The organism is Rhodoferax sp. (assembly GCF_018063565.1).
Taxonomy (GTDB): domain Bacteria; phylum Pseudomonadota; class Gammaproteobacteria; order Burkholderiales; family Burkholderiaceae_C; genus Rhodoferax.
This window is the reverse complement of the sequence record NZ_JAGPBB010000028.1, coordinates 17,091-42,191: the sequence shown is the minus strand read 5'-3', so window position 1 is coordinate 42,191 and position 25,101 is coordinate 17,091. Positions and strand designations below refer to the sequence as shown.

24 protein-coding genes are annotated in these 25,101 nt (G+C 61.2%); 19 read left to right on the top strand and 5 right to left on the bottom strand.

The annotated features are described in order from the left end of the window. The 5 genes from KBF66_RS08720 to KBF66_RS08700 all read right to left on the bottom strand — a co-directional run. Positions 1-800, bottom strand: an 800-nt coding sequence (locus KBF66_RS08720; RefSeq protein ID WP_296655186.1) for an efflux RND transporter permease subunit, incomplete at its 3' end; no start/stop codon positions are given. Next, on the bottom strand, positions 797-2,098 hold the full coding sequence (locus KBF66_RS08715) for an efflux RND transporter periplasmic adaptor subunit (RefSeq protein WP_296655184.1): 1,302 nt from the start codon (positions 2,096-2,098) through the stop codon (positions 797-799). The genes KBF66_RS08720 and KBF66_RS08715, both read right to left, overlap by 4 nt. A gap of 90 nt (positions 2,099-2,188) precedes the next feature. Beyond that, positions 2,189-2,809, bottom strand: coding sequence for a glutathione S-transferase family protein (locus KBF66_RS08710; RefSeq protein WP_296655182.1), 621 nt, complete (start codon positions 2,807-2,809; stop codon positions 2,189-2,191). 2 nt (positions 2,810-2,811) lie between these two features. Next, positions 2,812-3,522 (bottom strand): glutathione S-transferase N-terminal domain-containing protein, encoded by a 711-nt coding sequence (locus KBF66_RS08705; RefSeq protein ID WP_296655179.1) that lies wholly within the window; start codon positions 3,520-3,522, stop codon positions 2,812-2,814. Then, the gene (locus KBF66_RS08700) at positions 3,519-4,007 is read right to left on the bottom strand and encodes a type II secretion system protein N (protein ID WP_296655178.1); all 489 of its coding nucleotides are present in this window, start codon (positions 4,005-4,007) and stop codon (positions 3,519-3,521) included. Before KBF66_RS08700 ends, KBF66_RS08705 begins: the two co-directional genes overlap by 4 nt. Positions 4,008-4,041: 34 nt before the next feature. Between KBF66_RS08700 and gspG the strand changes: the two genes are divergently transcribed. The 19 genes from gspG to tssA all read left to right on the top strand — a co-directional run bounded on the left by gspG (position 4,042) and on the right by tssA (position 25,069). Then, positions 4,042-4,500, top strand: a complete 459-nt coding sequence (gene gspG, locus KBF66_RS08695; RefSeq protein WP_296655176.1) for a type II secretion system major pseudopilin GspG — start codon at positions 4,042-4,044, stop codon at positions 4,498-4,500. Beyond that, positions 4,472-5,008 (top strand): prepilin-type N-terminal cleavage/methylation domain-containing protein, encoded by a 537-nt coding sequence (locus KBF66_RS08690; RefSeq protein ID WP_296655174.1) that lies wholly within the window; start codon positions 4,472-4,474, stop codon positions 5,006-5,008. Before gspG ends, KBF66_RS08690 begins: the two co-directional genes overlap by 29 nt. After that, entirely contained in the window at positions 5,005-5,379 is a 375-nt protein-coding gene (gene gspI / locus KBF66_RS08685; RefSeq protein WP_296655172.1) for a type II secretion system minor pseudopilin GspI, read from the top strand. The genes KBF66_RS08690 and gspI overlap by 4 nt, the downstream gene beginning before the upstream one ends. A 1-nt stretch (position 5,380) precedes the next feature. Continuing rightward, positions 5,381-6,049 carry a prepilin-type N-terminal cleavage/methylation domain-containing protein gene (locus KBF66_RS08680; protein WP_296655169.1) on the top strand — a complete coding sequence of 223 codons (669 nt, stop codon included), beginning with the start codon at positions 5,381-5,383 and terminating at the stop codon, positions 6,047-6,049. After that, positions 6,046-7,056, top strand: a complete 1,011-nt coding sequence (gene gspK, locus KBF66_RS08675) for a type II secretion system minor pseudopilin GspK (RefSeq protein WP_296655166.1) — start codon at positions 6,046-6,048, stop codon at positions 7,054-7,056. The genes KBF66_RS08680 and gspK overlap by 4 nt, the downstream gene beginning before the upstream one ends. A gap of 14 nt (positions 7,057-7,070) precedes the next feature. After that, complete coding sequence (gene gspL / locus KBF66_RS08670) at positions 7,071-8,381, top strand: type II secretion system protein GspL (protein ID WP_296655163.1); 1,311 nt, start codon at positions 7,071-7,073, stop codon at positions 8,379-8,381. Next, positions 8,378-8,857 carry a type II secretion system protein GspM gene (gene gspM, locus KBF66_RS08665; RefSeq protein ID WP_296655159.1) on the top strand — a complete coding sequence of 160 codons (480 nt, stop codon included), beginning with the start codon at positions 8,378-8,380 and terminating at the stop codon, positions 8,855-8,857. The genes gspL and gspM overlap by 4 nt, the downstream gene beginning before the upstream one ends. Then, positions 8,854-9,654, top strand: a complete 801-nt coding sequence (gspN, locus tag KBF66_RS08660) for a type II secretion system protein N (RefSeq protein ID WP_296655157.1) — start codon at positions 8,854-8,856, stop codon at positions 9,652-9,654. Before gspM ends, gspN begins: the two co-directional genes overlap by 4 nt. 6 nt (positions 9,655-9,660) lie before the next feature. Beyond that, positions 9,661-11,769 (top strand): type II secretion system secretin GspD, encoded by a 2,109-nt coding sequence (gene gspD, locus KBF66_RS08655; protein WP_296655154.1) that lies wholly within the window; start codon positions 9,661-9,663, stop codon positions 11,767-11,769. A 36-nt stretch (positions 11,770-11,805) separates the two neighbouring features. Continuing rightward, positions 11,806-13,245 (top strand): type II secretion system ATPase GspE, encoded by a 1,440-nt coding sequence (gspE, locus tag KBF66_RS08650; protein WP_296655151.1) that lies wholly within the window; start codon positions 11,806-11,808, stop codon positions 13,243-13,245. A gap of 99 nt (positions 13,246-13,344) precedes the next feature. Then, entirely contained in the window at positions 13,345-13,899 is a 555-nt protein-coding gene (locus tag KBF66_RS08645; RefSeq protein WP_296655148.1) for a thioredoxin family protein, read from the top strand. A 6-nt stretch (positions 13,900-13,905) separates the two neighbouring features. Beyond that, positions 13,906-15,129, top strand: a complete 1,224-nt coding sequence (gspF, locus tag KBF66_RS08640) for a type II secretion system inner membrane protein GspF (protein WP_296655146.1) — start codon at positions 13,906-13,908, stop codon at positions 15,127-15,129. Between the two features lie 191 nt (positions 15,130-15,320). After that, positions 15,321-17,159 carry a hypothetical protein gene (locus KBF66_RS08635; RefSeq protein ID WP_296655142.1) on the top strand — a complete coding sequence of 613 codons (1,839 nt, stop codon included), beginning with the start codon at positions 15,321-15,323 and terminating at the stop codon, positions 17,157-17,159. Between the two features lie 65 nt (positions 17,160-17,224). Then, a complete protein-coding gene (locus KBF66_RS08630) occupies positions 17,225-18,787 on the top strand; it encodes a serine/threonine-protein kinase (protein ID WP_296655139.1) in 1,563 nt (520 codons plus the stop codon). A 7-nt stretch (positions 18,788-18,794) separates the two neighbouring features. Beyond that, positions 18,795-20,582, top strand: coding sequence for a serine/threonine-protein kinase (locus KBF66_RS08625; protein WP_296655137.1), 1,788 nt, complete (start codon positions 18,795-18,797; stop codon positions 20,580-20,582). 24 nt (positions 20,583-20,606) lie between these two features. Continuing rightward, positions 20,607-21,098, top strand: a complete 492-nt coding sequence (locus KBF66_RS08620) for a TssQ family T6SS-associated lipoprotein (RefSeq protein WP_296655135.1) — start codon at positions 20,607-20,609, stop codon at positions 21,096-21,098. 42 nt (positions 21,099-21,140) lie between these two features. Continuing rightward, a complete protein-coding gene (gene tagH / locus KBF66_RS08615; protein ID WP_296655133.1) occupies positions 21,141-23,081 on the top strand; it encodes a type VI secretion system-associated FHA domain protein TagH in 1,941 nt (646 codons plus the stop codon). Next, positions 23,081-23,914 (top strand): PP2C family serine/threonine-protein phosphatase, encoded by an 834-nt coding sequence (locus tag KBF66_RS08610; RefSeq protein ID WP_296655131.1) that lies wholly within the window; start codon positions 23,081-23,083, stop codon positions 23,912-23,914. Before tagH ends, KBF66_RS08610 begins: the two co-directional genes overlap by 1 nt. A 120-nt stretch (positions 23,915-24,034) precedes the next feature. Further along, positions 24,035-25,069 (top strand): type VI secretion system protein TssA, encoded by a 1,035-nt coding sequence (gene tssA / locus KBF66_RS08605; RefSeq protein WP_296655130.1) that lies wholly within the window; start codon positions 24,035-24,037, stop codon positions 25,067-25,069. The last annotated feature ends 32 nt before the right edge of the window (positions 25,070-25,101 follow it).

The window sequence follows — 25,101 nt, the reverse complement described above, 5'->3', positions numbered from 1 at the left end:
TCCAGGCTGTCTTCCACGCGCGCCACGTCTTTCAGGCGCACTGGGTTGCCGCCACGCACACTGACGATCAGGTCGCCAAATTCGGCGGCATTTTTCAGCTGCTTGTTGGCTTGCAGCACCAGCGTTTGTTTGGGGCCTTCGAGCGTGCCGACTGGTGTGTTGACGTTGGCGGCGCGCAGGGCGGCGGCCACCTCGTCCAGGCCCATGTTACGCGCCGCCAGTGCGTCGGGCTGCACCCGCACCCGCACGGCATAGCGTTTGGCGCCAAAGATGTTGATCTGTGCCACGCCGCTGATGGTCGAGAGGGTGGGTGAAATCAAATGCTCGGCATAGTCCTGCAAATCGGCTGGCGCGATGGAGGGCGAGCGCAGCGAAATCAGCAGCACCGGCGCATCAGCCGGGTTGACCTTGCGGTACGACGGCGGGCTGGTCATGTCGTCAGGCAAGGCACGCTGGGCGCGCAACAGCGCAGCCTGAACATCTACCGAGGCCGCGTCAATGTTGCGGCCTTCTTCAAATTCAAGCGTCAGCGAGGTGTTTCCCAGGGTGCTGGTGGAGCTGATGGTTTGCAGGCCGGGCACCGTCTGGAACTGTTTCTCCAGAGGCAACGCCACCGAGGTGGCCATGGTTTCCGGGCTGGCACCGGGCAGACTCGCGCTGACACTGATCACCGGCGTGTCGTAACTGGGCAGCGCCGCAATCGGGATGCTTCGAAAACCAATCACGCCGGCCATCACAATGGCCAGGTTCAGCAGCACCGTCATCACCGGACGGCGGATAAACAGTTCGGACAAATTCATGGCTGGCTCGACTTCTTGCCCATGGCAGACGCCGGCGCTTCAGCGGCCTGTGCACTGGCATCTGCAGGCGGTGCAGCACCGCCACCGCCTCCCATGCCGGCACCTTTGCCCATGCCTTTGCCGGCGCCCGAGGCCGCGCTGGCTGGCGGGCGCACCACCACGGCAGCATTGGGGCGCAGGTTTTGCCGACCGTCCAGCGCCAATTCCTCGCCGGGCTTCACGCCGCTGATGGCGGCATCGCCGCCATCAGCGTGCAGCAGTTTGACGGGTCGCAGTGTGGCCACGCCATCGGCAATCACATAAACGATAGGTCCGCGAATGCTCTGGATCACCGCTGGCTGCGGTACCACCACCACGTCCTTGAGTGTGTTGACGGTTTGCGCCACTTCCACAAACGCGCCCGGCCACAGTTTGGCGTCGGGGTTGGCAAACACCGCCTTGGCCTTGACCGTGCCCGAGCTGGTATCGACCGCGTTGTCCATGAATTGCAGGCGCCCTTTGAAACTGCCACCACCGTCGGCCAAGGTTGCCGAGACTTGGGCACCACCGTCCTTGAGGGCAGCAAGCGCGCTGGCAATATCGCGCTGCGGCACGCTAAAGGCAACGCCAATCGGGTCTAGCTGCGTCACTGTCACCAGTGTGGTCTGGTTGGCCAGCACCGCACTGCCGGCAAAAACCGCCACCGCCCCGGCACGCCCGGCATGCGGCGCGCTGATGCGTGCATACGAAAGTGCCACCTTGCTGGCGGACACCGCTGCCTCGTCGGCCACCAGCGTCGCGCCCCAGGATTCCACCTGGGTTTGAGCCGTATCGACGGCCACCTGCGACACAAAGTTCTGCGCCAGCAATTGCCGGGCGCGATCAAGCTGCCGTTTGGCATCGGCCAGGCTGACCTTGTCTTTGGCCAGCTGCGCCTGCGCGCGGGCCAGGTTGGCTTCTTCGGTGCGTGCATCCAACGTAAACAGCAGTTGCCCGGCTTTGACAAACTGGCCTTCCTTGAAGTGCACCTGGCGCACCGTGCTGGTGACCTGCGCCTTGACGTCCACCACAGTCAGTGGCACGACTGTTCCGGTTGCCTTCAGGTTGACGGCGAGGTCGCGCTTTTTGGCTTTGACCGTGGTGATCGACACCGGAGGTGAGGACCCTGAAGCGGCTTTGGCGGGCGCGCTGGCACCGGGTGTCGCCCCCGAGGCTGGGTTGGCCGGCGCATCTGCCGGTTTGGAGCAGCCCGCAAGGGCCAGACAGGCCAGCGCAGCAAAGCTACTGGCCGTAACAGAGAGGCGGCGTGTGAGGTTCATGACCCATGATAAATCAGTCAAATGAAATGTCTGGCTCGTGCCCACGAAGGCCGTGCAAAACTTTTGTAAAGCGCGCGACGCCGCGGCCTTTTAGCGTGCCTTGGCGCTGGGCCGCTCAGCGACCTTGTCGCGCCACGCCTGAAGCGCCGGCAAACCGTGAGCGGCGGGTTTGAACTTCATCAGTTTGGCAAACTCGATGGCGCAAAACGCGGTGATGTCGGCCACAGTGAATCGCTCGCCCGCCATCCAGGGCTGGTGGCCCAGCAGTTGGTCAAACCACTGCGCAGCCTCCAGCACCTTTTGCGCCTGCGACTGCCCAAAACTGGCAAACTGTGGCTGCTCCAGCACTGCCAGGCCAGGGTGAGTGTGACGCACGCTGTTGGCAATCCCCAAAAACAGCGACCACTCCACCCGTCGGTCGGCCATCTCGATGAAGGCGCGCTCCTCAAAGTTGCTGCCCATCAGGTTGGGTCCAGGATAGAGACCCTCAAGGTAGGTGCAGATGGCACGGGTTTCGGTCAGCACCCGCCCGTCGTCAAGTTCCAGCGCTGGCACTTTGGCCAACGGGCTCTTGGCACGGTAAATCTCACCTTTGTGTTCCAGCGTATTGAGGTCGATGTTCACCAGTTCGATGTTTGTGATGTTTTTTTCGACCAGGAACATGGTCACGCGGCGCGGGTTGGGTGCACCTTGGGCAACGTAGAGCTTCACAATCAAACTCCTGAGCGGGTGGATTGGCCTGTTTCGAGCATTTTGCGGGCGTTTTCGACAAACTGCTTGATCTGTTGCGGGTCGTCCCGCTGGGTATCCCGGACTGACGGCGGGTTGTTGATGCCACGTTGCACGGCAGGTCGGGCGCGTATCTGGTCGCACCAGCGCTGCAGATGGGGCAGATCGTCCAAGTCAACGCCCGACCAGCGGTGCGTGCGCACCCAGGCCCAGTTCGCAATGTCGGCGATCGAGTAGTCACCTGCCAGAAACTCATGCTGTTTCAAATGGGTGTCCAGTACCCGAAACAGTCGCTTGCTTTCACCCTGGTAACGGTCGATCACGCTGGGTATCTTTTCTGGAAAATATCGGTAGAACACGTTGGCCTGGCCCATCATGGGGCCGATGCCACCCATCTGGAACATCAGCCACTGCACTACCCGTGAGCGCCCTTTGGCATCGCGCGGCATGAGCTGGCCGGTTTTTTCGGCCAGATACATCAGGCAGGCACCCGATTCAAACACCGCAAAATCATCCGCCTCCCGGTCCACCAATGCTGGAATGCGTCCGTTGGGGTTAATGGCCAGGAACTCAGGACGTTTCTGCTCTCCCAGGCCGAGGTCCAGCACGATCAGGTGATAGGGCAGGCCAAGCTCTTCCAGGGTGATGGAGACTTTGTGGCCGTTTGGTGTCGCGGCACTGTACAGGTCGATCATGGCAGCTTCACCAGTGGAGGCAGCTCCAGTTTCACCGTGGCCGCGCTTTGCAGATCAGGGGCCAGGTAGGCGCTGCGCGCCTTGACTGAATGCAAGACCAACCCGTCCACGATGGCTTGCCCGACGCGATAGGGTTTGGCCGTGGCGCCTTCGATGGCAATCAAGGCACTGCCACGGGAACCGGCGCCACCCTGCGCGATCACGCCCAGCAGTTTCAGATTGCTTTGCGGAACCACCGCGCTGGTCGCGGATGGCGCTTGCCCGGGCCGCGCACCCAGCAGCCTGGCCACGGCCTCCGGGTCTGTGGGAGGGGTGTCCGTCATTAGCGGTGCTGACGGTTGCGCCATGTCGCGCCCGGGCCACTTCAGCACCCAGTATGTCGCGCTGGCAGCGGCCAGTGCGGCCAACAAAAGTGTCAGCAAACGTATCAACCAGGGGTTGGCAGGGGTTGGCTCGGGGTGGCGCAGCATGGGCACGATTATCATCGCATCACCCTTCGATTCACCATTGCCACAGGCCATGACCACTTCAATCCGTTCACCCCTCCCGTTTGACATCGCTCGCCGCTTCAGCCGGGGCTTTACTTTGATTGAGCTGATGGTGGTGTTGCTGATCATCGGTGTGCTGGCCGCGCTGGTGGTACCCAATGTGCTGGACCGTGCCGATGACGCGCGGGTGACCGCAGCCAAAACAGATGTCACCAACCTGATGCAGGCGCTCAAACTCTACCGGCTCGACAACCAGCGTTATCCGACGGCCGAACAGGGTTTGCAGGCGCTGCTGACCAAGCCGACCAGCCCGCCGGTCCCGACCAACTGGAAAACCTACCTCGATCAGTTGCCCAAAGACCCTTGGGGGCAGGCCTATGTTTACCTTAACCCCGGGATCAAAGGCGACGTGGATGTGATGTCCTACGGTGCCGACGGCCAGTCGGGTGGTGAAGGCAAGAATGCTGATATTGGCAGCTGGCAACCCTGATCCGAGCATCCGTCCACCGGCCGGTGGGGACGCGGCTGGCTTCACACTGCTGGAGTTGCTGGTGGTGCTGGCCATTGTGGGTCTGGCGTCGACAGGTGTGGGGCTGGCGCTGCGTGATGGTACGCAGGACCGGCTCGAACGTGAGGCGTTGCGTCTGGGGGCGCTGATGGAAGCGGCACGGGCACAATCACAGGCGCTCGGAGTGCCGCTGCGCTGGCAACCCACTGCGGCGGGTTTTGCGTTCTCAGGTGCCAACGGGCCAGCGGCTGAAGCAGCACCGATCACGCCGTGGCTGGATGCCGATACCCGAGCCAGCGTGATGGGGCCTTTGCCGGCCTCCACGCGTCCGCCGGGCCGCAAGGCAGAAGTCGGCCAGGCACTGCTCCTGGGCCCGGATCCGATCATCGCGCCTCAAGCGGTCACCCTGTTTTCAGCCAGTGAACCGCAGCGTCAGGTTCTGCTGGCGACCGATGGTGTACGGCCTTTTGCGGTGCAGGGCCAGCCATGAGCGGTGTTGAGGGTGCGCGTCGGTCAGCAGGGTTCACCCTGGTTGAAGTATTGGTCGCACTGGGGATTGTGGCGATTGCCCTGACGGCCGGGTTGCAGGCCAGCTCGGCACTGACACGCCACGCCAATCGGCAGAGTGACATGCTGCTGGCCCAGTTGTGCGCCGAAAACGAGCTGGTCAAGATTCGTCTGGCGCGCCAGATGCCCGGCGTGGGCGATACCAGCCTGACCTGTGAGCAGGGCGGGCGCCGCTTGCGTGTGGACTTGGTGGTGCGCCCTACACCCAACCCGAATTTTCGGCGCGTGGATGCGCAAGTGCTGGATGACACCTTGCCGATCTGGCGATTGACCACGGTCGTGGGACGGTACTGAGATGTTGGGTCACCCAAAGCGACTGGGATCTGGCGGCTTTACCCTGATCGAGCTGCTGGTGGCGATCGCCTTGATGGCGCTGATGACGGTGCTGAGCTGGCGTGGACTGGACGGCATCAGTCGCACCCAGACGCAGTTGCAGCAGCGCTCTGATGCGGTGCTGACCTTGCAGGCCACGCTGGCGCAGTGGGCAGCCGACATGGAAGCGATGACGTCACAGCCGGGTCAGCCCGGACTGGATTGGGATGGGCGGGTGTTGCGGATTCTGCGTCGCAGCAGCGTGGCTGCGGCCGAGGGCCTGCACGTGGTGGCCTGGGCCAGGCGCAGCGAAGCGGGCCAGGGCCAGTGGCTGCGCTGGCAGTCGCCCGCCTTGCAGGACCGATCCACCCTCGATCTGGCCTGGCAAAAAGCCGCACTCTGGGCGCAAACCCCCAGCGACGAAGACCGGCTGCGCGAGGTGCGCACCATCGCGCTGGAGGGGTGGCAGGTGTTCTACTTTCGTGAAAATGCCTGGAGCAACCCCTTGTCCAGCGTGGGCGGCAGCGCTTTGGGCGCCAGTGTCACGCTGCCTGACGGGGTGCGATTGGTGTTGCAACTGCCTGAGGGGTCAGGCATCAGCGGTACGCTGACCCGGGATTGGTCTCAGCCTTTGCTGGGCGGCGGCAAATGAGGCGTAAAGTGGTCCCGGCGCGCCGCTGTGCGGCCACACGCCAGTGTGGCGCGGCCATCCTGACCGCCATGTTGACCGTGGTGTTGGTGGCGACCCTGGCCTCGGCCATGTTGTGGCAGCAATGGCGCGGGGTGGAGGTGGAGACAGCGCAACGGGGCCGGGTGCAGGCCGCCTGGATTCTGGTGGGCGCGCTCGATTGGGCGCGCCTGATCCTGCGCGAGGATGCACGCCGTGGCGGCGCTGATTACCTGGCCGAGCCTTGGGCGGTGCCATTGGCCCCGGCACGCTTGGCCACTTTCTTGGCGGCGGAAGGCGGGCAGTCGTTGGTCACGGACGGACTCGCAGGCGAGGAAGAGGTTTTTTTGTCAGGCGTCATGGAGGATATGCAGGCGCGTCTGAATGTCACCAATCTGCTGGATGCTGGCAAGCTGCATGAGCCAACGCTGGCCGCATGGACGCGTCTGTTTGATCACCTCAAGCTGCCCGAGGCGGAGCTCGCCCAGATGGCGCAGGCCCTGTTGCGTGCCAGCCAGCCGATGCCTGCAGGTCAGGTGGCTGATCACCGACCCTTGCTGCCCCACGCGGTGCCAGAACTGCGCTGGCTGGGATTGACTGAGGCCACGTTGCAGGCGCTGGAGCCCTATGTGACCTTGTTGCCGGAGCGATCGGTGGTGAATCTCAACACCGCGCCGCCCGAGGTTCTGCTGGCCAGCGTGGCGGGTCTTGACATGGCGCAGGCGCAGCGCATGGCACAGGCACGCGCGACCCGCCACTTTGAAACGCTGATGGATGCCGGGCGTCTCCTTGGCGATCCCGGCATCCATTTTGATGCCAATGAGCACGGCGTCGCTTCGCGCTTCTTTAGCGTCACCGGCCAACTGCGGCTTGGCTTGGCCGTGGTGCAGGAGCGTTCGATATTGCAGCGCGACGGGTTGCTGGTCAAGACACTCAGTCGTCATCGCGAGGTGGTGTCGCCCGAGGCGACCCAGGTGCCCCCCCTACAATGAGTTGACCTCGTTTTATGTCCCAGTTGATTCTTTACCTGCCACCGGATAGTGCCAACCCCTCGGCGCTGTTTGATTACGTGCTCAGCCTTGACGGCAGCACAGTGGCCGCTCACGCCCGTGTGCCGTTGTCCTTGTTGCCCACCTCGGCGCAGCATGAGGTGGTGCTGGTTCTGCCGGCGCAAGGGTTGTCGTGGCATCAGGTCAAGTTGCCACCCGGCAGCCTGCCGCGCCAGGTGCTTGGTGAACGTGGTGGCACGCGGTTACGCGCGATTCTGGAGGGGTTGCTCGAAGACCAGTTGCTCGACGAGCCCGCACAGCTGCATTTGGCGCTGCAGCCACAGGCGGTGACGGGGACACCGGTCTGGGTGGTCGCCACGGCCCGGGAGGCCATACATGCCGCGCTGAAAACGCTGGCCCTTGCCGGTCACGAGGTGGTTCGCATCGTTCCGGAGCTGTCAGTCCAGGCGCTGGCAGACGATCTGTATGTGACGGAACAGACCAACGGTGCACAACTGGCGGGACTGCTGCGGGCAGACGCGCCGGATCACAAGACGGTGTTGAGCGACGGGGTGCTGGTGTGCCCGCTGACGGCCGAGTCGATTGCCTTGCTGGAGCCCGCCGCTGATGCGGCTGGACCATCGCCTGCGAGTTTGACGCCTGCAGGTCAGGCAGCGATGCTGCGCCAGGTGGTCGCGGAACCTGCCGTGGCGCAACTGGCCGAGCAATTGTTTCGTCGCCCTGTAGTGCTGCAACAGCGGGCGCAGCGACTGCTGCAAGCGGCACAAAGCGCCTGGGATCTGGCTCAGTTTGATCTGGCGCATGCACGGCGTGACCGGCGCTGGGCCATGTGGTCACAAGCGCTTCGCAGTTTGCTGCGGGCACCGGCCTGGCGCGCGGCACGCTGGTCGCTGCTGGCATTGGTGGCGGTGAACCTGATCGGTCTGAACGCGTGGGCGCTGCGCGAGCAGGCCAAGCTGCAGGCACAGCGTGATCAGATCCGTGCGGTGCTGACGCAGACATTTCCCAAAATTGCGGTGGTGGTGGATGCGCCGCTGCAAATGGCGCGTGAACTGGCGCTGTTGCAGCGAACCCGGGCCAAGTTGGGGGGCGCTGATCTGGAAGGCATTTTGTCGTCATTCTCGACTCTGGCGCCCGAAGGATACTCGCCAACAGCTATAGAGTATGTAGCTGGTGAGTTGCGTCTTACTGGCCCTGGTCTGGCGCCAGAGCAGCAACAGCAGCTGATCCGCGCGCTGCAGTCCCGTGGTTTGAAAGTCAGTCTGCAGGCCGACACCTGGCTGCTTGGCGCCGGAGGCCAGCCATGAGCTGGCGCGGCACCGTGCAATCGTATTGGCAGGCGCTTGCGCGCCGGGAACAGCGGCTGCTGTTGATGGCCCTGACTGTGGTGGGTGGAGCACTGCTGTGGTGGCTGGCGCTGGCGCCAGCGTTGGCGGTGCTCAAGGTGGCTGATCCGCAACGGCTGGCGCTGGATGCCCAGTTGCAGCAGATGCAGCGCCTGCAGCAGCAGGCACGTGCTTTGCTCGCGCTGCCCACGCTGACTGAACCTGAGGCGCGGCGCGCCTTTGATACCGCGCTCAAGTCGCTGGGTGAATCGGCCGGGCTGACGGTGCAAATGGAGCGTCTGGTGGTCACGCTCAAAGGCACACAAGCGCAGCCGCTGGCGTTATGGTTGGCCAGTGTTCGGCAAAACGCGCACCTGTTACCGGTGGAGGTGCGACTCAAGCGCAACACGTTGGGCAGCTGGGATGGTGTGGTGGTGTTTGTGTTGCCAACGTCATGAGACATTCTGGTGTACGCACGCCGAGTTCGCCGTGGGGCTGGGCCGTCTCGGGCATGGTGTTGGGTGGCTTGGGTGCGGTGCTGCTGTTTGCCCCGGCGCGCTGGCTCGGTGGCCTGGTCAGCCAGGTCAGTGGCGGGCAATTGACACTCGATGACCCGCTGGGCTCGGTGTGGGACGGATCGGCTCGCGTGAAATTGACCGGTGGTGCCGGCAGTCTGGATGCTGCGAGTCTGCCCGGTCGGATGGTGTGGCGCTTGCGACCTGCCTATTCTTCAGGTCCGGTACTGGCCCTGCAGCTGCAAGCCGACTGCTGCCTGACGCAACCCTGGGTATGGCGCCTTTCACCCGGCTGGCGCGGCGCGGCACTGGCGTTTTCAGACCATCAGTCGCAGTGGCCAGCGCAATGGCTCAGTGGTTTGGGTACGCCGTGGAACACCATCCAGGCGCAGGGGCAACTGGCATTGCACACGCAGGGCTTGCATGTCAACTGGGTGCAAGGTCGCGTGCAGCTCAGCGGCAATGCCCGCCTGGACGCGCTGGATATGGCATCGCGTCTGAGCACTTTGCGGCCCATGGGCAGCTACCGGGTCAGCCTGAATGGTGGCGCGGCACCCGAGCTGCTGCTGGCCACGCTGTCCGGGCAGCTGCAACTTTCCGGGCGTGGCGAGTGGGTCGGTGGCAAACTGCGTTTTGTGGGCGAGGCCAGCAGTGCGCCGGAGTCGCAGGCTGCATTGTCGAATCTTTTGAACATCATCGGGCGGCGCAGTGGCGAGCGCTCGTTCATCAAGCTAGGTTGAATCCGAATGGCAAATTGGCAAACCCGGTCCTCCAGGTCGACTCTTGCATCGATCGCTGTCAGCGCTTTTTTGACGGGCGCTATTGGCGTTTTTTCAAGCAATCTGCTGGCACAGACCAAGGCACCGGCGGCGCGAGGTGAGCCGGTCACCCTGAACTTTCAGGCGGCCGAGATCGAGGCGGTCGCGCGCACCTTTGCCAGTATCACCGGACGCAATGTGGTGGTGGACCCGCGTGTCAAGGGGGTGCTGAATCTGGTGACCGAAAAGCCGGTCAGTCCCGCCGTGGCGCTTGACCAGTTTGTGGCCGCACTGCGCTTGCAGGGCTACACCCTGGTCGATGCGGGGGGGCTCTACAAAGTGGTGCCAGAGGCCGATGCCAAGCTGCAAACCGCGGGTGTCACCGTGAGTGGTGGCGACACCGAGGGGTCGCCGCAGGGCAACCAGATCGTGACGCAGATTTTTCGCCTCAATCACGAAAACGCCAATAACCTGGTGCCGGTGCTACGCCCCCTGATCAGCCCCAACAACACCATCAACGCCAACCCGAGCAACAACTCGCTGGTGATCACCGACTACGGCGACAACCTGCGCCGCCTGGGGCGCATCATCACCGCGATGGATGTGGCCAACGCCACCGATGTCGAGGTGATTGTGCTCAAACACGCCATGGCCACCGACCTGGCACCGCTGGTGTTGCGCTTGATGGGCAACAGCACGGGCGCAGCGCCGGCCGGCCAGGCCGACACCTCGTTCAAGACCACGCTGCTGGCCGAGCCACGCGCCAATGCCTTGATTTTGCGGGCCGCCAATGCCGCGCAACTGGCGCTGGCGCGCTCGCTGATTGGCAAACTTGATCAGCCCGATGCGCAGGCCGGTGGCGGCGCGGCGGGCAATATCCATGTGGTGTACCTGAAAAACGCCGATGCCACCAAGCTGGCAACTACCTTGCGCGCGGCCGTCAGCGGTGTGGCGGCGGCCAGCCCGATTCCGGTGGCCACACCGGGTGCGCCAGCCATCGCCTCGACGGCGACGACCGGCGGGCAGATCCAGGCCGATGCCTCAACCAACGCGCTGATCATCACCGCGCCTGAGCCCCAGTACCGTCAGCTACGGGCGGTGATCGACCAGTTGGATGCCAGGCGTGCCCAGGTGTTTGTCGAAAGCCTGATTGCCGAGGTGAGTGTTGACAAGGCGGCCGAATTTGGCATCCAGTGGCAAAGCGCGCTCGGGTCGGCCGGCAACAGCGTGATCGGGTTGCTGGGCAGCAACTTTGGCACCGCCGGCAAGAACATCATCAGCTTGGCTGCAGGCGCGGCGACCGGTGCGGTGCTGCCGGCGCGCGGCCTGAACTTTGGCGCGGTCAAAGACACCAATGGCGTGTATGTGCTGAGCTTCCTGGCGCGTTTTCTGGAAGATTCGGGCAGCGGCAACGTGCTCTCCACCCCGAATCTGCTCACGCTGGACAACGAGGAGGCCAAGATCGTGATTGGCCAGAACGTGCCTTTTGTCACAGGACAGTTCACCAACAGCAGCACTGGCAGCAGCGCCACGGTGAGCCCGTTTCAGACCATCGAGCGCAAGGATGTGGGCCTGACGCTCAAGGTCAAGCCGCAAATCAGCGAGAACGGCTCGGTCAAACTCACCATTTACCAGGAGGTCTCGAGCGTGCTGGCCTCTACCCTGAACAATGTGCTGGGTCCGACCACCAACAAGCGCACCATCGAATCCAATGTGCTGGTCGACGACGGCAACATTGTGGTGCTGGGTGGGTTGTTGCAGGACGAATACTCCGGTAATACCGAAAAAGTGCCGGGTCTGGGTGATGTGCCGGTGCTTGGCAACCTGTTCAAGAGCGAAACCCGCAGTCGCAAGAAGACCAATTTGATGGTGTTCCTGCGCCCGGTGGTGGTGCGCGATGCGCGCGATTCCGAGCGCCTGTCGCTGGACCGCTACGACATGATGCGCTCAGGCCTCAAAGACAACCAGCCGTTGCCCAGCAGCCTGGTGCCGGTGAACGATTCACCCATGCTGCCCAGCGCACCCCCACCGGCCGGCGTAAAGAGCCTGACGGGTAACGGCACGCTGCCCGTGGCACCGTCTGCGCCAGCCAAATAAGGCCCGGTCGCAGATCTCTGTCTTTTGCACCACACCATGCGTTATCCATTGCCCTACGCCTTTGCCCGCACCCACCAGGTGCTGCTTGAAGACGACGCCGAGCAGCTCACCCTGCGGGTGCACGCCCAATCAATCCCGGCGGCGCTGGGCGAGGTGCTTCGTAAATACCCGCACTGTCGGCTGCAAAGCCAGGGCGGTGCGGCGCTGGTTCAGCGCATCAGCGCGGCCTACGCCCAGGGGGAGTCGAGTGCTGCCGCGGTGGTCAGCGAGGTCGAGAGCGACGCCGACCTCGGCCGCATGATGCAGGCGCTGCCGGCCATCGAAGACCTGCTGGAGACCGCCGACGACGCGCCCATCATCCGCATGCTCAATGCCTTGCTGACGCAGGCGGCACGCGACGGCGCCAGCGACATTCACATTGAACCCTACGAGCGCCACTCATCGGTGCGTTTTCGGGTCGATGGCACGCTGCGCGAGGTGGTGCAGCCCAACCGGGCGCTGCACGCGGCGCTCATCAGCCGGCTGAAGATCATGGCCGAGCTCGACATTGCCGAACGTCGCTTGCCGCAGGACGGGCGCATCTCATTGCGCATCGGCACGCGGGCGGTCGACGTGCGGGTGTCGACCCTGCCCAGCGCCCACGGCGAGCGCGCGGTGCTGCGTCTGCTGGATAAGTCTGAGGGGCGCTTAAGCCTGGAAGCCCTGGGAATGCAAGGTGATGTGCTGCAGAAATTTGAGCGGCTGATTGCCCAGCCACACGGCATTGTGCTGGTGACCGGACCGACTGGCTCGGGCAAGACGACTACTTTATACGCCGCCTTGAGCCGGCTCGACGCCGGTCGCAACAACATCATGACGGTGGAGGATCCGATCGAGTACGAGCTGGCCGGGGTGGGTCAAACCCAGGTCAACCCCAAGATCGAGCTCGACTTTGCCAAGGCACTGCGCGCTATCCTGCGGCAAGACCCGGACATCATCATGATTGGCGAAATCCGTGATTTCGAGACAGCGCAGATTGCCATTCAGGCCTCGCTGACCGGTCACCTGGTGCTGGCGACCTTGCACACCAACGACGCCGCCAGTGCCGTGACACGACTGACCGACATGGGCGTGGAGCCGTTCCTGTTGTCGAGTTCCTTGCTGGGGGTGCTGGCGCAGCGTCTGGTGCGAAAACTGTGTTCGCAGTGCAGGCAGGGTGCGCTCCCGGGTGCAACCGCCGTGGATCTGAGCGGCGTCTATCAGCCGGCCGGCTGTGAGCATTGTGGCCACACCGGTTATGCGGGGCGCAGTGGCGTGTTTGAGTTGCTGGTCACCGATGATGCTATCCGTGCCCAGATTCACGGCCGCGCGGCCGAGGCCGATATCCGTGCGGCGGCGCAAGCTGCTGGCATGATGCTGATGCGGGAAGACGGTGAGCGGCTGGTACAACGGGGGCTGACCAGCCGCGAGGAACTTTTGCGGGTCACGCGCGATTGAGCCAAGTTGAGTGAGATTTTTACATCTAGCCCATACCTGTAAAGCATTGTTAGCTATTGAAATTGATTATTTTTCTGCATTTCATCTGGAGCAAAGCCCATGGCAGCGATTCCCCCGGTATGTGAGTTCGGCTGGTTAGCCCCCAGCTTTAACCTGCCTGGTGTGGATGGGCGGCGCTGGACCTTGTCTGAAGTGCAAGGACAGCACGGCACGCTGGTGATGTTCATTTGCAACCATTGCCCGTATGTGCAGGCGATTTTGCCGCGCGTACTGGGCGTCGCACGTGAACTGCTGACGCTCGGTCTGGGTGTGGTGGCCATCTCATCGAACGATGCCACGACATATCCACAAGACAGTTTTGACAACATGAAGGCACTGGCGCGCGCGCAGGATTTTCCGTTCCCCTATTTGTACGACGAAGACCAGTCGGTTGCCCGGTCCTGGGGGGCCGTATGTACACCGGACTTTTTTGGTTTGAACGCAGCCGGGCAGTTGCAGTATCGGGGTCGCTTTGATGCGTCACGCAAGGAGGCGGCTCCCGCGGGAAGTGCGTGTGATCTGCTGGAGGCCATGCGACAGGTGGCGCAGACCGGCCACGGTCCGGCTCAGCAGGTTGCCAGCATCGGCTGTTCCATCAAGTGGAAAGACGGTTGACTCTGCATGCCAGTCTACGCTTTCGAAGCCCTTGGCACCGCCGGTGATACACGCCGCGGCGTGATCGACGCGGACTCTGCCAAAGCGGCGCGGGGACAGTTGCGCCAGCAAGGACTGGTGCCCTTAAAGGTGGAACCTGCGGGCACGTCGACTGCGGCAGGCGCGACCGGTGCGGGCTGGAGCTCGCGACGTCCGGTGTTCAGCGCGGTTGCCCTGACGGTCTGGACGAGACAGTTGGCGGGCCTGGTTTCGTCGGGCTTGCCATTGGAGCGCGCGCTTACTTCGCTGTCCGATGAGGCGGAGAAAGCACCGGAGCGCGAGTTGGTGGCAACCCTGCGGGCCGAGGTGAATGGCGGATCCCCATTTGCCAAAGCCTTGTCCCAGCATCCGCGCGAGTTTTCAGCGATCTACGTGGCCGTGATCGGTGCCGGTGAACAAAGTGGCGACCTCGGGCTGGTGCTGGAGCGACTGGCTGACGATCTGGAAGAGCAGCAGGCGCTCAAGGCCAAGCTGATCGGCGCGGCACTTTACCCGGTCATCGTGTCACTGGTGGCGCTGGTGATCGTGCTGTTCTTGGTGACCTATGTCGTGCCTCAGGTGGCGCAGGTGTTTGCCAGCAGCAAACGGGCGCTGCCGCTGTTGACCGTGGTGATGATTGGTGTGAGCAGTTTTGTGCGCAGCTATGGCTGGCTGCTCCTGCTTGCCATGATTTCGGGAGCGATCAGTTTAAGACTGGCCATGGCTAACGCACAGTTTCATGAAAAAGTGGATGCTGCCTGGTTGAATCTGCCGATATTGGGCCGTTTGTCACGCAGTTACAACGCCGCGCGGTTTGCCAGCACGCTGGCCATGCTGGCAGCGGCCGGTGTCCCGATTTTGAAGGCACTGCAAGCAGCGGCAGAGACCTTGTCGAACCGCGCCTTGCAACAAGACGCTCAGGATGCTTTGGTGCTGGTGCGCGAGGGCGCGCCGCTGGCCACTGCGCTGGCACAGAAAAAGCGGTTCCCGCCGCTTTTGGCCATGTTTGCCCGCCTGGGCGAGCAAACCGGGCAACTCCCGCTGATGCTGCAACGCGCCGCCAGGCAATTGGGCACCGAGGTGCAACGCCGTGCCATGCAACTGGCGACCCTGCTGGAGCCGCTACTGATTGTGGCCATGGGTCTGGTGGTGATGTTGATTGTGCTGGCGGTTTTGCTGCCCATCATTCAGCTGAACCAGCTCGTTAAATGATTGAAAGGCTGGGATGGCCCGGGATTTTGCGATGGCTCACCGTCGCATTTATGTAAGAATCAGCTCAACATGCCTTGGCAGGCATCCGTATGGCGTTTATATTGGCGCTGACCATAGGGCGGATAGCCTAGGCGTCTATGCGCTGCTGTCCTATAGTTCCATGTTTTAGTATGAATGTCCGAATTCGACTCGTGAATGCAATCCTGTGTTTCAGCCTGGCGGCTGGAATAGCGTTTCACGCCCACGCGCAGTCAAAGGCAAGTGCCCAGGACATTCAGAATCAGTGCACGGTGGGGGAAATTCCGGCTATTGATCAGTTGACGGTGTCGTGGACGGGCGATTGTGTAGAGGGCAAGGCCGCGGGCGTGGGCGATGTTTTGGGTTTTGGTGCGGGGGAGCTGCGATACATCCTGCGCGGCCTGTTTACCGCTGGTAGATTGACCCGTCTGGATGACATTCAGGACTGTAGCAATGACCGCTGTGTCGAGAAGGTGGCACCTGCTTTGCTGCGCCAGCATGTTGTTCTGCACCAGTTGCGTCAGACAAGCCCAAAATCTGCAGCGCCGGCACCCGGTCCGGCGCCGGTGGTCCGTCCAACTGTTCAGGGTACGTCCCCTGTAGCCGAATCGCCTGTCGCAGTCTCAACGCTAGCAAATGGCCCGATCGTTGAAATTCGGGCGGAAGACGCAGTTTATAAAGGTCGATTCACGCTCGACAAGAAGTCGGGGCTGATTTCCGGTGAAGGGCGGGTCGAGTTTTTTGACCGGAGGTCATTTGAGGGTCGCTTGGAGGCTGGGCAAAAAATCGGGCAAGGCACCTATGTCTGGTTGGACGGCCAACGCTACAAGGGCGAATGGCGCAACGATCAACCGGACGGCGAGGGGGAATGGTCGTCGCCAAAGGGTGATGTATATACCGGCGGCTTCCGCGCCGGCAAACGGATGGGGCAAGGTCGGATGGTATATGCCGAAAAGACCGAATACAACGGTGCCTGGCAGGACGATCGCCCGTCCGGGCAAGGGGTGTTCAAGTTTTCTAACGGTGACGTTTATCAGGGCCAGTTTTTGGCTGGTGAGCAGTCGGGCATTGGCACGCTGACCCATCGCAACGGGGACCGTCATACCGGCACCTGGCTCAAAGGTATGCGTGACGGCAAAGGTGTGGCAGAGTGGAAGGATGGTCAGCGTTATGAGGGCGACTGGCGCGCCAACCGTAAGGAAGGGCAGGGCGTCATGCGTTTTGCCGACGGTGGCAGTTATGACGGTGCCTGGGTGAATGACAGACCGGTGGGGCAAGGTGTGATCAAGTTTGCCTCGGGCGACACTTATACCGGGCAGGTCCTTGACGGTGTACCGCAGGGCAAGGGTGTGTATACCTGGGGTTCTGGTGACAAGTTTGAAGGTGAGTTTGCGGCGGGCCGCCCGACGGCCAGTGGGGTGATGACGTTTTATATCCCACCGCCTGCGGAGGCGGCAGCGGCGGCTGATGCGCCGGCGGGTGCTGCTTCGGCGGAAGGGCCGGTCGCCGAGGCATCGGCCAGTGTATCTGCGGCCACCTTGTGTTCGCGTGCCTATAACCGCGCCCGGAATGTCGCAGCCCTGAAGAAGTTCATGGAGTCTTTCCCGCAGGATGAATGTGATCGCCATACACTGGCTAAAAACAAGATCGCTGCACTGGAAGAAAACGAGCGCAAGTTGGCCAAGCAGCGGGAAGATCGCGAGGCGCAGGCCAAGGCGCTGGTGGGCCTGGCGGTAGCTTACCGGCAGGACTTTACCCATTGTGTCGGCCCTCAAGGCAAATGCCAGAACGTGGTGTACAGTTTTGAAGTCAAAGGCAAGATACGCGAAGTCAGCGTAGCGCGACAGAATGTGATGTTGCTGGTGACCGCTGTGACCTTGCTGGGCAACGAAAAAGGCGCACCCGCCGATCTTTTTGCCGAGGGCAAGGCAGCCGCAGTCGACGCGGTCAGAAAACGCATGGTTGGCAGCACGCAAACCAAGACCGAAGCTGAAGTCGGCATGGAGTTTTAGAAACACCGCTGCAGGAAGGTTTATTTGCTGTTATCTTTTGTCGCAACGAAATCTGAAAGTCCATAGTGTCAACTCCGTCAACCAATTTGCTGGCCACACACGCCAATTGCCTGCCCATCGGTACGGTGATTGCCGACTTCGAGATCATTGGTCTGGTCGGTGAGGGCGGGTTCGGCATTGTTTACCTGGCCAAGGACGTAAATCTTGACCGCGTGGTGGCGGTCAAGGAGTTCATGCCATCGGCTTTCGCAGGGCGGGTGGAAGGGGTGCGGGTCGCCGTGCGCGCGGCCAATCACCAAGCGACCTACGAGGCTGGATTGCGCAGCTTTATCAACGAAGCCAAGATGCTGGCCAAGTTTGCCCATCCTTCTCTGGTGGAGGTCTATCGATTCTGGGAGGGTAACGGCACCGCCTACATGGCCATGCGTTATTACTCCGGCGAGACGCTGCGCCAGCATCTGGCACGCGGCGACATGGTTTTTGATGAAGAAACCATCGCCCAGACCATGGCACCGGTGTTTGACGCGCTGGAGATGTTGCACCGTGAGCAGGTTTACCACCGTGACATCGCCCCTGACAACATCATGTTGGCGGACGGGCGGCCCGTGCTGCTTGACTTTGGCTCGGCCCGCCGCATCATTGGTGACGGGACGCAGGCACTGACCACAGTGCTCAAGCCGGGCTACGCACCCATCGAACAGTATGTGGATGACGGCACCATGAAGCAGGGTCCGTGGACCGATGTATACGCGCTGGGCGGGGTGCTTTACCACCTGGCAACCGGCAAACCGCCCATGCAAGCGGTTTCGCGTTTGCTCTCTGATCCGCTGCAAACGGTTCAGGCGCTCACGGGTGAGCGGTTTTCGAGTGTGTTTTCGGAAGCCGTGTCCAAGGCCATGGCGGTCCGGGTTGAAGACCGCTTGCAGAACATCCAGCAGTTCAGTGAGATGCTGGGCTGGACCATCGCCAAGCCCACGCGGGTCATGACCTTGCCCAGCGCATCGTATGCGCGTCCCGGGGACCGGATTGAGCCGACCTTGCTGGCCGATTCGGATGCCACGGTGGTGGTTTCCCCCAGCGTCAGTCGGCAAATCACGCAAAATGTGACGCAAATGGCGGCGCAATCTGTGAGCACCCCATCGACACGTGCTGATCGTTCAGCGAAGGCTGCCGCAGGACCCCTGGCAGCGCCCGTTGCCAAGAAGGACATCAAGGTGCCGTTGATAACGGTCGGTCTGGGGGTAGCCATCATTGCCGGTTACCTGGTGATGCGGCCGGCCGCAGTCGAGAGTCCGTCTCCGGCCAGCAAGCCAACCACACCCGAGACAAAGGCCGCGTTGCCTGCGCCATCGGTGCAGACCATGCCAGGACTAGTGGTCGCTGCGAGCGCAGTGCCCGCAGTGTCAGTGGCGACCACCGGTCTGGTGAAGCTCAATATCGTACCTTGGGGCACTGTGGTGGTCGACGGGATTACCCGCGGCATCTCCAACAGCACGCAGTTGCGCCAGCTCGAACTGTCGATCGGGCCGCATACCATCGAAATCGCCAAGCCTGACTCACCAACCTTTACCCAAACCATTGTGGTGACGGCTGAGTCTGCGCAGTCCATATCGCATACATTCAAATGAAAACGACATGAATACTCCGAGTCCTGTGTTGAAAACTGCCTCCAGCTCGCTTCCGGTCGGGACGCGACTGGCCGAGTTTGAGATCACTGGCGTGATTGGTGAGGGTGGCTTCGGAATTGTTTACAGTGCACACGACTCGAGTCTTGAGCGCATCGTGGCACTCAAGGAGTATTTGCCTTCCGCGTTCGCGCAGCGTGCGTCCGATGGCGGGGTGACGGTGAAGTCTGAGGAGCATCGAAAGACCTTCACTGCGGGTTTGTCGAGCTTCATCAACGAGGCCAAGATGCTGGCCAAGTTTTCGCACCCCGGCCTGGTTGAAGTGTTTCGCTTTTGGGAGGCCAATGGAACCGGCTACATGGCAATGCGGTATTACCGGGGCGTCACTTTGCGCGAGACCTTGAGGTCGTCGCGGCAACAGATTACTGAGCAGTGGCTGTGCGAGACACTTGACCCCATTTTGCTGGCGCTCAAGGAACTGCACAACGAGCGTTGTTTTCATCGCGATATCGCACCCGACAACATTTTGGTATTGCCCAACGGCAAGTCGGTGTTGATGGATTTTGGCGCGGCACGCCGGATCATCAGTGGCATGACCCAGGCGTTGACCACGGTTTTGAAGCCAGGGTATGCGCCTATTGAGCAGTATTACGATGATGGGTCGATGCCGCAAGGTGCCTGGACCGACATCTACGCCATTGGTGGCTTGTTGTACCACGTGATGACCGGCAAAGTGCCTGTTCAGGCCATCTCACGCATGATGAGTGACCCGCTCAAGCCAGTGGCCGAAATCGCCGTTGGAGAATTCTCCGAGCGACTGTCAGGCGTTGTCATGAAATGTATGGCGGTGTTGCCCGAAAACCGGTATCAGAGTATCGAGGAGTTACGCGCCGCGTTGGGTTGGGTCACCACGCCCTTGGTCTCGACCGTCATCCATAAACCAATCACCAAACCGGCACCGGAAGCAGATTTTCAAGCCACCATGCTGATGACTCCCGCCGCACCTGAGCGACAGGCTGTCGTCGAGTTTGCGGCGTCAGCAAACAAACCGCCGCCGGCAGTGCCAGAGCCAGTGGCTGCTGCGTCCGGTGCGTCGATTGACGATTTGTTGTTGGCACCGGTTGATGCGCCCAGGGCACCTGTCACGCCTGTGCCAGCCAAGGTGCTCGAACCAAACAAGAAAGCAGCGGTGCCGGGGGCGAGCTCGACGGTGGCTGCTGCGAGCAAACCCAAACCCAAGTCTTCTTCAGGCCTATGGTTGGGCCTCGCTGCCGTGGCTTTGTTGCTGGTCGGCGTGGGTCTATTTATGTCGGGTGCATTCAACGCATCTGGCCCTGGTGAGCCACCTGCGCCGCTGGCTGGCCCGGTTGCCAGTGTGCCCGCTCCAGCTCCCGTGGCGTCAGCACCGGAGGTGGTTAGCGCCCCGGCTGTGGCTGTGGCTGCGTCAGAATCCGTCAGTCCATCCCCGGTGCCTCCAGAGCCGACTGTCGTGCCGGTTGTCGCTCCTGTTGAGGCGGCACCCGTGGCCAGCCCGGTCGCTTTGCCAGTCGCCTCCGCGGCAAAACCCCCGGCAGATCCGACAACCGGTCTGGTGCGTGTCGAACTGGTGGGCGGCTGGGGCACAGTTTTTGTGGACGGCCAAGCGAAGGGCACCGTCCCACCGGTGTTGTCGATCAGGTTGCCGGCGGGTTCCCATGACATTGAAATCCAGAACCCTGCTGTTGAAACCGTCAAACGGACGGTCAAGGTGACGCCAGGCAAGACCTCGGTGCTGCGGCATAACTTTGCCAAATACTAATTTTCGATTTCAGTTGGAGTATTCATGAACAAGACATCTACGTGGCTGTTGATCGGCCTGATCGGTATCGCTGTAGCGGGTTGTGCAACCGCGCCAGCGCCTTACAAGCAGCCAGCCGCGGCACCCGCGCAAGCGCCTGCGCCGCAACCGCCGGTGGTGCCCGTTGTGACCCCACCGCCACCGCCACCTCCTGTGGTTGTGGCTCCAGAACCCTCTCCCAGTGAGAAGAACCTCGCTGATGCCGTAGCAAGTTTTGAGCGCGGCGAGTACACATCGGCCATGAAGCAGTTGTCACCGCTCACCACGGACCCGGCCCTGAACATACCCGGGCAGCTCAAGGCGTTGAAAACTCTGGCCTTTTCCCAGTGTCTGACCCGTGCAGTCGTTGCCTGCCGCAAAACCTTCGAGCTTGCCTTCAAACTGGACCCGGGATTTGATCTGGCTGCAGCTGAGCAGGGGCATCCGGTGTGGGGTCCCCAGTTCTTGAGCGCGCGCAAGAACATGAAAATCAAGTAGACGCCTACACTGGGCAAGCATCGATTCGAGGCAACGCGTTTCATGTCTGAAATCACTCTGGAGGTGGTGTCGATCGATTCGGTTCCCGCGTCGGATCGCCGCTGCGCTTTTTCCGGGGTGGGTGGCACCATTGGGCGGGACGAAGGCAACACAATGGTGTTGCAGGACAAGCACCGCAGGGTATCGCGCCTTCACGCGTCGATCACCTTTCCCGACGGTGTGCCGACCGTTGCCAATGCCAGTACCACGCTGCCGATCAGTGTCGGGACCACGCTGTTGAACCATGGTGAAAAAATGCGGCTGCACGCCGGTGATCTGATCGAGATCGGACCGTTTGTCTTGCGGGTCAGAACCCATGGACGCAGCGATACCGAAGATACACTCATCGCGCACGTGCAGCCCACCTTGCAGCTCCAGCCGATCAAGCTTGCCGAACCGATTGTCTCGAGTCTCGCCTTGGGGCAGCCAGACCCGCTGGCTGCGCTGATGGGTATCCCTGCGCCCGCTAACGCAGGGGACCCGTTTGCCGATTTATTTGCGGACTTGATGCCCGCCAAAGCCATCCCGGAAGTCATCGCGCCGCTAGCACCTGCACCTGCACCTGCACCTGCACCTGCACTGCCGCCGGTTCCGCGACCAGCACCCGCACCGCCACCAACGGTAGCCCAATATATGCCAGCTGGAATACCGGCGGCTTCGCCACACGGAGAAGTCGATCCGTTTGCAGACTTGCTTGGGTTGGGTGTGCCGTCCAATGGTTCCGGGATGCATGCTGCGGGTTACGGGGGGCCTTCCGGGTTTTACGGTGCCGCCCATTCGGCACCGAATCCGGCACCCTCTCCAACCGTAACCTCAGCCTCGGTGTTTGCACCGATGCCATCCAGTCTGCCATCGCAGCGCCCACAGGTTGCCATCATTCCGGAAGACTTCAATCCGTTTGCCCTGCCATCCGAGGTGTCTCGCAACTCAGCGGATCCGTTGTCGCAAATGTTGGGTGGTGGTGCAGCGCAGGCTGATGTCGCGATCGGCGGCGGGGATTTATCGATTGATGCCCTGTTTTCTCCCTCCGCAGCATCACCTTTTGCGGGTTTGATCGGCGCCGAGCCTTCTGCTGGGATGGGTCCGGCACCCACCATCAACGGGTTGACAGCCAACACCGAGAACAGCGATCCCCTGGCGATGTTTGGAGTCGCTGCTGACGCACCTGGTGCGTCGATGTATGCACCGGTTCGTGACGATTTGCCGGAGATCGGCGGCGCTTACCAGCCACCCAAGGCCTTTTTTCCAGACGCTCGCCCGTCCTATGGTGCGTCATCGCCATCGCCATTTTTTGCCGGTGCAAGCCAGGGTCAACCTGCGGCAAATGCGAATGCCGACGCATTGACCGCTGCGTTCCTCAACGCTGTCGGGCTGCCGCCCGGTGCCCTGCCAGGTGGGTTGACACCTGAATTGATGACCGTGATTGGCGGACTGCTGCGTACCGCGACGGCTGGTGCCATCGATATGCTGGCGGCGCGTGCGGCGACCAAACTTGAACTTCAGGCCAGTGTCACGATCATTTCGTCGCAGTCCAACAATCCGCTTAAGTTCCTGCCCAACGCCGAGTCGGCGCTTCAACAGATGTTGGGCAAGAAGATGCCGGGTTTCATGCGTGCGGATCAGGCGATGCGCGATGCGTTTGATGACTTGCGGGCGCACGAGATCGGTGTGATTGCCGGAACGCGCGCCGCCTTAACGGAAGTATTGGGGCGATTTGATCCGTCTGCCCTTGAAAAACGGCTTGCGGGCGGTTCATTGCTTGATAGTCTCATGCCGTCGATCCGAAAAACCAAGCTTTGGGAGATTTATCTGGAGCAGTATGCCAAGATCAGGCGTGAAGCCGAGGATGATTTCCAAAGCATCTTTGGGCGCTCCTTTCTGGAGGCCTATGAGCAGGAAACCAATCGCGTCAAGTCGCACGCCACACATTCCGGAAGTATTTAATGAGTTCAACCAGTGCATTTCGCATCGGCAGCACCACGTTCACGCACAGTGGGGGCCGGGATTACAACGAAGATGCGATCGGTCAATGCGAGGCATTCGGCGCGGTTCAGTTGTTCTTGCTGGCCGATGGTGCCGGCGGGCAGGGTGGCGGCGATGTCGCTTCCAGAACGGCAATTGACGCGGCCAAGACAGTTTTTATGGGCTTGCCGGTTTTTTCCCCGGATACATTGCAACTCTGCATAGAGAAAGCGGATGAAGCGGTCACCCAGAAGCAAAAGAACGAACCTCGGCTGGCGCATATGGCGTCCACCTTTGTGGCTGTCATGATCAATTACGAACGTCGGCAGGCTTTGCTGGGTAATTTGGGCGATTCGCGCTGTTATATTTTTCGTGGAGATCGGGTGATCGCGCAGTCCTACGATCACAGTTTGGTTCAGCGTTTTGTCGATGCGGGTCTTTATCCGGTCGATAAACTGCGTCAACATCCACGGCGCAATGTGCTGTATGCCTCACTCGGGGCCAATGCCGAGAGAATTTCACCGTATATCACCAAAACACCGATTGAGCTGCAGACTGGTGATGCAGTCATGCTTTGTAGTGACGGTGTCTGGGAGTTGCTCGAAGATCAAGTACTGTGCGAACTCAATCGAACCAGTGAAACACTGGAGATTTGGGCCAGCCGACTGCAGCAACTGGTCCAGACCCGCATGCCCTCGGGGCATGATAATTTCAGCGCGATACTGGTGAGGGTTTTGGCGAACGAACAAGATGAGTCGGGCGACGAACTCAGCACGGTGATTCCGGTGATGTGGGGCTATGCGCCTCAGTCGTGAACGAGAATATTTTGTTTCAAGAAGCCTTGCAGGCGTCATAAAAAAATAGTTTAATAGTCTCCTTAGTACTGCCTGACATTGTGGCGGTCTTTGATATAGGTCAAACAATAAGGAAATGCTTTGGTTGATTTAAGTCGGCTTGCAGAGCCCTTGTCGGATGCGTCGCCCTGTGGGATCGACTGCGAGTACGAAGGGGACTTTTTGGCGTTGTCCCAGGCCGTTGTGGGAAAGCCAGAACAGCAGTTTGGCGACACCGTCATCCCTGCCGTCGAGCCAGAGTGGCGTTCTGTAGAGCGCATGGCCACCGAACTGCTGAGCCGGACAAAAGACATCCGTGTGGTGGTCTGGTTGACCTTGGCTTCAACCCATCTTCACGGTGTCGCTGGTTTTTCAGCCGGCGTCTCTTTGGTGTTGAGCCTGTGCGAGCGTTATTGGGATGACGTGCATCCGCGCATGGTCATTGATGGGGATGAAGATCCTTACTTGCGGATCAATGCCCTATCGGCGTTGTCCGACAGCGGAGGTGGTTTTTCTGATGGCTCAGGCATCATGCGAACCTTTCGTGCCAGCAGTCTCGTCAGTCAGCCCCTGCAAATCACGGTTCGAGATGTCGAGCTGTGCATGGCAAAAGATTCTTCTGCCCGTTATTCAGACGCTCAGATCACCATGGCGCTGGCGAACGCAGCCAAGGCAAACGTTGGTGCCGTGGACGACTTCAGGCAAGCACGTGCCGCCATAACCGCCTTGAACGTATTGGTGGGAGAGCGATTTGGCTCAGGCGAGCAACCTGACCTTTCTGCCATGATGGCTTTGCTTAAGTCTGTGAGCCTCATGATTGACCGGGTCGGTGAAGGATCAACTGGCTCGGCCAGTGACGATTCTGGCCCCGAAGAACTGGAAAACCCAGGTGCGGTTGAGAATTCCGGTTCGCTGGTAGCATCAGGAGCCATTCGGTCACGGGCCGACGTCAACCGGGCTTTGGAGCGTATCTGCGAGTATCTGGAGCGGTACGAACCGAGCAACCCCGCTGTTTTATTTGCGCGTCGCGCTCAAAACATGTTGGACCGAAATTTCCTTGACATCATGTTGGAGTTGTCGCCAGATTCGGTCCAGCAATTGCAACTCATCACCGGGGGTAAGTTGCCAGAACAGTAGATGAATGCAGAGACGGTCATTGGAAGATTTCA